Source organism: Novacetimonas hansenii JCM 7643 (assembly GCF_000964405.1).
In the GTDB taxonomy this organism is placed as follows: domain Bacteria; phylum Pseudomonadota; class Alphaproteobacteria; order Acetobacterales; family Acetobacteraceae; genus Novacetimonas; species Novacetimonas hansenii.
The window spans coordinates 1-9,015 of the sequence record NZ_BANE01000014.1; the positions used below are offsets into that span (position 1 = coordinate 1).

The following is a 9,015-nucleotide window of genomic DNA, read 5'->3' on the forward strand; positions in this document are numbered from 1 at the left end:
AAAGCTTCAGAAGACGCTGCCTTTTTGAAAAAAGGCAGCACCCAAAAACTTTTATTTTTTATCAATGGGTTGTTTTCAAACAATTTCTAAGGTGGCGTTTCATGGACCTTCGCAATTCAGAAACGCCTGCATGGTCCTGTATGGTTACAGCGGCAAGGCCTGCTCTACGGCTTCCACGCTCAGTCGTCGTGCGCCCAGCCCTGCGAACTGTTCGGACCGGCATGTCAGGATGATGATCTGCACACGGCGCGATATTTCGGTCAGGATATCAAACATCTGTTCCATGCGTCCGCTGTCGGAAAATGTCAGCGCATCATCCAGGACCACCATCGCCTGCTGCCCGCGTGTATGCAGCAGGTCCGCCATGCCCAGACGCGCCAGCACCGCGATCTGTTCACGGGTGCCATCGGACAGGTCGGCAAATTCCTCTGTCGTGGTACGCGTGATCCCGGTGATCGAGAAATCGGCCCCCAATGTTACCTGCGCCCGGGGGAACAGCCCGCGCAGGGCCGGTTCCATCGCGCGCGTCAGGGGGGCGAGGTACTGTTCCGTCGCAGTGCGCGCCGTCGTTGCCAGCGTATCGGCCAGCAGGGTCAGGATCTCCACCTGCCGCGCACATTCGGCGCGTTCACGCGCATGCCCGTCGCGCAGGCGTTCATGTCCCGCGATCCGTTCGTCCAGCCCGTCGCCCTCTGCGCTTTCGATACGGCTTGACAGGGCGGCGATCGCCTGGCGCAGTTCCCCCACACGTGTGCGCCGCTCCTCCAGCGTGCGTTCAAGGCGGCTGATGCGGGCATCCACCATGGCTTCGTCCTCTTCGGGGCGATCGGCCTCGCATGCGCGCAGGGCGCTTTCGGCGGTATCACGGGTGGCCTGTGCCTGCTGATGCTGGGTGGCGAGGGCGGCATCAGGGCGTGCCACGCGGTCGCGTGTCAGTTCCAGCGTCAGGCGTTCAAGCTGCTGGTGCGCCTGTTCCAGTTCCGTGCGATGGCGCGTCAGCAGGTCGCGCGCCTGCCGGGCTTCGCCATCGGGGGCCAGCAGGGCGGCGCGCGCACGTTCCACCCGTGTTTCGGCGGCGCTGACGGCCTCCTGCACCTCTGCCATGGGGGGGAGTGTGGCGGCATCGGGATCCTGCGCGATACTGGCGAGCAGCCGGTCGCGTTCCATGACCCGCGCCTTTGCCGCCGCCAGCGCCGCCGCCGGGTCCGGCATATCGGTTGGCAGCAGGTGGGCCTGCATCGTGCGGGCTTCGCTGACAGCACGTCCGGCCTGCCGCCAGGCCGCATGGATGTCCATCGCCCCGGCCATGTCCACGCATCCTGCCTGCGTCAGCAGGGCGGTCAGCGCCTCGCGCGTTTGTGTACGGGCATGCAGGGCCTGTGCATGGTCGCCATCGCCCGGTGGTGTGATGCGGATATCGCCAATTCCCGCGATTCGTAAGGTGGTGGCCGACGTGATTTCCAGGTGCGTGCCCGATAATGCGACGCCGTCGATGCTGATCTGGCGTGCGGTATCGGGGGGCAGGTGGAATTCGATGCGGGTCGCCTGTTCGCTGTAACGCGCGCAGGCGTGGTCGGCTGCCCGCTCCGCCTGGCGCAGGCGGTCCATCATGGCGTCATCGACATGCAAGGTCGCAAGGTGAAGTTCGGCCTGCGCCACCTGCTGCGCCGCATGTTCCAGCCGTGTGACAAGGGTGGTGGCGTCGGTATGTTCGCGTCGCCATATGCTGGCCTGTTCGCGCCTGCTGACACGGCGGTGCATATCCTGTGCCGCGCGTTGGGCCGCCATGGCGTGTTCAAGGTCGTGCTGACGTGCCGTGGTGGCCTGTTCGGCGCGTTCGTGGCGTTGCTGCGCGGTGTCCATCGCCGTGCGCAGGTCGTCCACGACCGTGCACAGGTGCTGGCGTTCGGCCTCCATCTTCGCGCGGCTGGCGATATTTTCTTGCGCAAGGGTCACGCCCCCCTGCGCAAGCCGTACTTCTGCCTGTGCGGCCTTCAGGCGCGCGGCGTGCTGGTGCAGGCGGTCGCGTTCGCGCCGGGCCTGTGCCAGGTCGGTGGTTTCCTGTTCATGCCGGGTGGCGTCATCGGCATGGTGCAGCAGCCGACGCTGTTCCGCCAGACTTTCTATATCGTCTTCGAGCATGCGGCGACGTTCGCGCAGGCGCGTGATCTCCGCGCAGGCGGCGTCTTCTTCCGTGATGGCGGTTTTATACCGCCCTTTTGGATGGCCGCGCCCATCAAGCAGGAGGGCGCGTTCATCACGCACCATCGCCAGAAACCGCGTCGCCTCCGCCCCGCCGGTGATGTTGCCAAGCTCCCCCTCAAGGCAGGCGGTCAGGGATGTGCCGGCCCGGCCCGTCAGTTCGGGCTGTTTCAGGCTGTCGCCCTGTGCAACCCACAGCGCATTCCAGATGCCGCAGGCCTCGCCCCGCCCCTGTGATTCCAGCCCCATGATTTCATGCAGCTTTTCTTCTGCATCTGCATTTGCGAACGTCGCTTCCCCGACCCGCAGGCTCATGGCTGCGCGCGACAGGAAGCGTTTTTCAAGGTGGCACTGGATGTCGTTGATACTGAAATCCACATGCACGCTGGGCCCCGCGCCCTGATCGGCCAAGGGGCGCAGTTCCTTGATGAGCCTGTTCGTGCTGTTATAACGCCACATGAACGCCGCACGCAGCGCCGCCAGCAGCGTGGATTTGCCGAATTCATTGCGCGCGGCCAGCACGTTCAGCCCCGGCCCCAGACCGCACAGGCGCGTCGGCGTGACGAATTTGCGCAGGTGCGCGACCTCCATCCCATGCAGGATCATGGCGTGTTCCCCTTCTGCCCATGCACCATCAGCGCAAGGCGGCGCAGGGCGGCAGTGGCGATGTCACGTTGCGCCGGGTCGCCCTGGCCCGCGCGTTCCGACAGGATGGTGGCGGCAGTGCGTACCGCCCCGGTGCCGAACAGGTCCAGGTCATCCGCATCCGCCAGCAGGGTCGGTTCCCCATCGACACGCAGCAGCCGCAGGGCCGACCCCAGCGCGTCGAGCATATCCTGATAGGTCTGCAACCCCTCCAGCGGGAGCGCACCGCGCACTGACAGCCATACAAGTACGCGACCTGCCTCCTGCGGGTCGATATTGCGCAGGCGATGTTCCAGTGCGGTGATGTCCTGCGCCCCCGTCAGGGTGGCCGTATCGCGATGCCAGACAAAGCGGCCCACGCGATGGGACGTAACCTCCGGCCGGGCGTTGGGACCGGCAAGGTCCACCACAAGGGCATGCCCACCGCCATCGCCCCCCCGGTCGAAACCGTCGATTTCCGGGGTGCCGCTATACCATGTGCGGTCGTCGATGCATTGCGTCCCGTGCCAGTCCCCAAGGGCGAGGTAGGACAGCCCCGCGCGACGGGCACGGTCGATGGCGATACGGTTCTGTGCCTCGTCACCGCCGAAATCGCGCACCGATCCATGCGCCAGACCGACGCGGATGACCCCGGGCGGCGTTTCGGCCGAATCCATTTCCGCCGTCGGGTCTGTTGCGACATGGCGGCGTTTGAGGCCACCAGGAATGACCCAGGCCGTGCCGTGCGGGTCCATGGCGGCGGGCCCGCCGTCAAGGTGGGCGCGCACATTGTCCGGCAGGCCGATGGCATGCAGCCGGTCCCAGATGCCGCCGGGCACGTTGGGGTCATGATTGCCCGCGATCAGATGCCAGCACAGGTCTGGGAACTGTCGCATCCGTTCGATGGGCTGGCGCAGGGTGCGGTCCACCGGGATTTCATGGTCGTAGATGTCGCCTGCCACGACAATCGCGCTTGCGCCCTGGTCGCGGGCAAGGCGGCCGATCCTGCCGATAACCTCCAGCCGCTGGTCCTGCAGGACGGATTGCGTGTCGTCATCGGCAAAGCGAAAGACCTTGCCAACCTGCCAGTCGGATGTGTGAACAAAGCGCATGGCCGCGATTATCACCCACCTTCGTCATGTCACAAGGTAGCGGGAAGGGTGGGGGAGGGAGTAAACGAAAAAGTGATCAGAAAGCTGTATATAAATTCAAACTATGGCCTTGCTGCCTCAATCTGGTCATATATGACGATTAGGTAATAATTCATTGATTGCGACGACTCACTGTCGCGATGCCCCTGCTTCGGCACAGTTTACGGAATACGAAACGATGCCTTCAGTGACTGATACGCTTATAAAGGGTGCGTCCCATTCCGCAGCGCCCGTCCTGTCGTCCGATGACACGACGGCCCGTTCGCAGAATGTACGCTCCATCCACCTCAGCCACCGCCGCGCGCTGCTTGATTATGCCCGCACGCTGGATTGTGTTGCCGAACAGGCCTGATCCCGCCCCGCCATATATCCTGTGGCATGTGGATATCATCCATGGTGGCACGGGGGAATGACATGGATCATGGTTGTGCGTGATGACTGCCGGCGAAGCGTTCCTGACGATACGATCGGGTGATATGCCCGCATGATATGACCGGGTCAGCCATTCTCCGATACGGCATAGCGCCATTTCCCCCATAGGGGGCAGGGCAGGGGGCGTTTCCCTGCCGGTTTTTACACCCCGATGCGGCGTGCAAGGCACCCGTCGAGGTAATCGCGGCATAATGTGACGCACCGTGCGTTCCATTGCGGGCCAAGGCCTTGCACCTGTGCCGTCTGGGCGTGTGACGCCCCCCATGCCAGAAGCTGAATCCGGCGTTGCGCGATCAATGCGGGCAGGATCGACAGGTCGGCCTGCGTCACGCTGGCGATGGTATTATATCCCCGCAACCAGTGCGCGACCCAATGGGGCATGCGGGGATGGTCCTCGAAAAAACTGAGGGCCGCGGCAAGGTCCTGCATGAACCAGCTGAAGCCGCAATCATCGAAATCAATGATGTGTGTCTTCCCCCCCGCGATCAGCAGGTTGGCCAGCCGCAGGTCCGCATGGATCAAGCCAAACCGTGCCGCACCATGGCCATAGGCCGTAAGTTCAGCACCAACCCGCGCCATCGCATGGGTAATCATGTCGCGCGCCGCATCATCCAGCCCGTGCGCGGCCTGCCATTGTCCCCATGGGGCCTGTGGCCCGACCATGGTGGCATGCGTCCATGATTTACGCCGGAAACCTGCGGGTCGTTGCCATGCGCGACTGTGGCGGTGCAGGTGCGCGGTCATGCGGCCAAGGCGTGCGAAGCTGTCGGGTGCGATATCCGGTGTGGGTTCCGTACCGTCGATCCAGTTGAACATGACCACGTGCCGTCCCGTCATGCCGGGCAGGGTCATACGATGCAGCCGTTCCCCATCCATCGCCTGCACGGCACGCGGCACCGGCAGCCCGGTGGCATGCAGACTGTCGAGCCATGCCAGTTCACTGCGGATTTCTGTCGCATCGTGGTAGCCGGGGCGGTGGATACGCAGGACACGTCGTCCCCCGTCCGGCAGGTCAATGCGGTAGGTGGCATTTTCTGACAGGCATAACAGCCGTGGCACCCCGCGTTCAGTCGGGGGATACAGGGCCATGGCGGCATGGGCGAGCATGTCGTGATCGCCCGCGTCGGATATGGGAAAGGCGGCATCGGTCATGATGCCGCCTTTCCTACAGCTTTGTGCGCATAACCGCGATGGGGGACGTTTACAGGATGCAGTTGAACTGCAACGCCATCACGGCGGCATCGTGATATGTCGTGGTGCCGCCCGGACGGTTGATATACTGGAAATCGGGCTGGAAGCTCATGCCGCGCGCCGCATGGATGTTGTAAAACAGTTCGTACACATCCTCATGCGTCTGGATGCCCCAGGCCTGTCCCCACTGGTTCGACAGCAGCGGCCGTCCCGTCAGCATGGAGGCTTCCTGCTGCAATACCGAAGATCGGCTCATTTCGAAATAATGGAACATCGCGCCCACGGTATCGAGCGGACGGCCCCATTTCGCGCCGGTTTCGATCATGCCCGCCCACACATGCTGCTTCATGGCCGAAACCTTGCCGGAGGTATACATATACCCCGCCATGCCGATCAGGCCATTCGTCGGGCCCTTGCCATTGCGCACGAACATCTGGTCCGCCTGGAACCATGCGGTGCTTACCCCTGATTGCTTGCGGAAGGGGCGACCCGTGATGACCGCCGAATTGCCGTCGATGTCCTCGAACAGGTCATTATACTGCGAATTGTCATAGCCATATCCCGCCTTGTAATGACCGGCGAGGTGATGGCGGCCGAATTCCGGCAGCCAGCCGATTTCCACCGGGGTGGAGAAGTGGCCAAGCCCGCTTTGCGCCCAGGCCCAGCCCGAGATACCGCCATTGAACGAATGTGGCGAGACGGCGAACATCGACGCCATGATATAGGTATCGACCGTCGGCATGACACGCATCACCACGCCAAGGTTACCCGAAGGCCAGTCGCGGCCACCCGGAACATACTTGCCCGGCGCGGGATTGCCGCAGATCGACACGTTCATGAAGTTACAGAACAGCGGTGACGCAGCAAAGAAGCTGCCGACCGGAATCCACCCCGCACTGATGTCGAGGCGGTTATGAAACAATGACTGTTCCGCATACATATAGACAAGATGCGCCACGACATTACCACGTGCGCCATAGATCTGCTGCACGCCACCAAGGGAATCGTGGATATATTGTGTACTGAGGTTCTGCCCATGGCCGTTGACGATCATGGTATGGGTCCAGAAATTTTTTACCCCCGCCAACCGGTTCCAGTCGATGTCGATTTCCACGCCCGTCTGCCCGGCGTCGGTCACGCCCTGCTTTGCCCCCCCGCGAAAGTTCCCGGCCAGTTCTTCATGCTCGTCCGCGGCGATATGGATGCCGTGACGCACCAGCCATGGCTGCAGGCCCAGCCAGCTTCCGAAGAAGTGCTGGTCGCCATATGGGGCGCTGAAGAACTGGCCCGGGTCCTGCGCCCAGGCGGAGTCCGTGCGGCGTGCGTTGGCGGCCATCATCGGCTGGGTGCCAATCCCACCCATGGCGTCACCGGGTATGGCCTGTGCAAAGGCCGGGTCCCGGACGGCGATAAGCGCAAGAAAAGACAGCACGATAGGGGCAAGAAAGGGTGGAATTATCCTGATCATCCGCGCATTCGTAGCATATTTCATATTGAAGATGAACCTTGGACAATAGATTTTATGAACATTTATTTAGTATGCAATAATATGACGCATATTTCTCCGCAACTCCTGAAATTTAAAAATATTGCGCTGTTACAAAGGCGGTAATTTTTTTGTGCGATGCACAAATATTGAATAAAGTTATTTTAGACTTCCACTTTAACCCTTTCTATAGGGTGGCCTTCACGTTCATGTTTTCGCGATGTTATGACGCAGGCCCCCTGATGGTCGTTCCCTGAAAGACGTTCCCTGCAGGTCGTTCCTGTGGTCATTCCTTCGTGCCCGCCCCGTCAGGGTGGCAGGTCAACGTTGACGAATGGTATGCGCAGGGGCGAAGATCGCGTCATGTCTCGATTGGATATGAACAAGCCCTTCCTGCCGGTCCGCATTGCGGTGCTGACCGTCTCTGACACCCGTACGCTGGCGGATGACCGTTCCGGCGGGATCCTGGCCGACCGGATCACTGCTGCCGGCCATCACGTGGCCGACCGTGCGATCGAACGTGACGACGCCGATGCGATCGCGGCGCGCCTGTCGCAATGGATTGCCGATCCGCAGGTCGATGCCGTGATTTCCACCGGCGGCACCGGCGTCACGGGCCGTGACGTAACGCCAGAGGCGTTCGAACGTGTCATCGACAAGCGGATCGAGGGGTTTGGCGAACTGTTCCGCATGCTGTCCTATCAAAAGATCGGAACCTCCACCATCCAGTCGCGGGCCCTGGCGGGGGTGGCGGGCGGGACGTACCTGTTCGCGCTGCCCGGTTCCACGGGGGCGGTGCGTGACGGGTGGGACGATATCCTTGTCTGGCAGCTCGACAGTCGCCATGTGCCCTGCAATTTTGTTGAACTGATGCCGCGCCTGCGTGAACATCTGCCCCCTGCGCACGATTGATGGCACACGGCTGACGGTGTGCGTGGGCGCAGGCAGGTCCATGATGCCCATGATGCCCATGATGCCCATGATGCCTATGGCATGGCTGCGAACCCGCAAACGTCCTTGGTGACGCTTTTTTCAAAATGCAGCACATAACGTGTCGCCTTTTGGGAAAAATCAGCGCCCGGACAGTTGTGTTCTTTGCCACCAATAGATTGTTTTGAAACGGTTTCTTAAGGAAAGACGCTTCTGAAATGGCGAAAAAACTCCTTCTCCTGGCTGGTGATTATGTAGAGGACTATGAGGTCATGGTCCCCTATCAGGCGCTTGGCATGCTTGGTTATCAGGTCGATGCCGTCTGCCCGGACAAGGAAAAGGGCGATCATGTCCTGACCGCCATTCATGATTTTGAGGGTGCGCAGACCTACAGCGAAAAGCCCGGCCATCGTTTCGCCCTGACCGCCACGTTCAGCGAGGTGCGGCATGCCGATTATGCCGGGTTGATTATTCCCGGTGGTCGTGCGCCGGAATATCTGCGTCTGGATGCGCGGGTGATTGACCTGGTGCGTGCATTCGCGGATCGCCCGATTGCCGCGATCTGCCATGCGGCGCAGTTGCTGGCGGCGGCACGGATCATTTCGGGCCGGAAGGTTTCGGCCTATCCCGCCTGTCGTCCCGATGTCGAACTGGCGGATGCGATATTTGCCGATATTGCGATTGACGCGGCCATTACCGATGGACTGCTGGTGACGGCCCCCGCATGGCCCGCACATCCGGCATGGCTGGCGCAGTTCATCGCCGTGCTGGGCGCCCGGGTCGAGGTCTGAACCGGCACCGGCACCGGCACAGGGGCAGGCAAGGGCGGTGCCCATGTCGCCTGTCGACAGCCAACATCAACAAGGATGGACACCGCATTTTCCTGCGAAAGGCGGTGTCGTCTTAGAGGCTGTTTGAAAAGTCAGGCTCAATAACATCCTGAAATTATAAAGTTTTTTTGGTGAAGCTTTTTCCAAAAAGCTTCAGAAGACGTCGCCT

Annotated in this window: 7 protein-coding genes; 3 read left to right on the top strand and 4 right to left on the bottom strand. The window is 61.7% G+C overall.

Annotated elements, in window-relative coordinates:
* Window positions 1-144 precede the first annotated feature (144 nt).
* Both B7G66_RS01170 and B7G66_RS01175 read right to left on the bottom strand, forming a co-directional pair.
* Window positions 145-2,808 (bottom strand): AAA family ATPase, encoded by a 2,664-nt coding sequence (locus B7G66_RS01170; RefSeq protein ID WP_003622050.1) that lies wholly within the window; start codon window positions 2,806-2,808, stop codon window positions 145-147.
* Window positions 2,805-3,938, bottom strand: coding sequence for a metallophosphoesterase family protein (locus B7G66_RS01175; protein WP_040512919.1), 1,134 nt, complete (start codon window positions 3,936-3,938; stop codon window positions 2,805-2,807). The genes B7G66_RS01170 and B7G66_RS01175 overlap by 4 nt, the downstream gene beginning before the upstream one ends.
* Window positions 3,939-4,155: 217 nt before the next feature.
* On the opposite strand from B7G66_RS01175, the gene B7G66_RS17725 reads away from it, so the two are divergent.
* A complete protein-coding gene (locus tag B7G66_RS17725) occupies window positions 4,156-4,329 on the top strand; it encodes a hypothetical protein (protein ID WP_003622052.1) in 174 nt (57 codons plus the stop codon).
* Between the two features lie 221 nt (window positions 4,330-4,550).
* Here B7G66_RS17725 and B7G66_RS01180 read toward each other — a convergent pair whose 3' ends face one another.
* Window positions 4,551-5,561: a phosphotransferase enzyme family protein gene (locus B7G66_RS01180; protein ID WP_003622053.1), complete on the bottom strand. Its 1,011-nt coding sequence runs from the start codon at window positions 5,559-5,561 to the stop codon at window positions 4,551-4,553.
* 49 nt (window positions 5,562-5,610) lie between these two features.
* Window positions 5,611-7,092, bottom strand: coding sequence for a carbohydrate porin (locus B7G66_RS01185; protein ID WP_003622054.1), 1,482 nt, complete (start codon window positions 7,090-7,092; stop codon window positions 5,611-5,613).
* A gap of 357 nt (window positions 7,093-7,449) precedes the next feature.
* Here B7G66_RS01185 and moaB point away from each other — a divergent pair, with 357 nt between their 5' ends.
* Window positions 7,450-7,998 carry a molybdenum cofactor biosynthesis protein B gene (gene moaB / locus B7G66_RS01190; protein ID WP_040512923.1) on the top strand — a complete coding sequence of 183 codons (549 nt, stop codon included), beginning with the start codon at window positions 7,450-7,452 and terminating at the stop codon, window positions 7,996-7,998.
* 236 nt (window positions 7,999-8,234) lie between these two features.
* A complete protein-coding gene (locus B7G66_RS01195; protein ID WP_003622060.1) occupies window positions 8,235-8,807 on the top strand; it encodes a DJ-1/PfpI family protein in 573 nt (190 codons plus the stop codon).
* Window positions 8,808-9,015 lie beyond the last annotated feature (208 nt).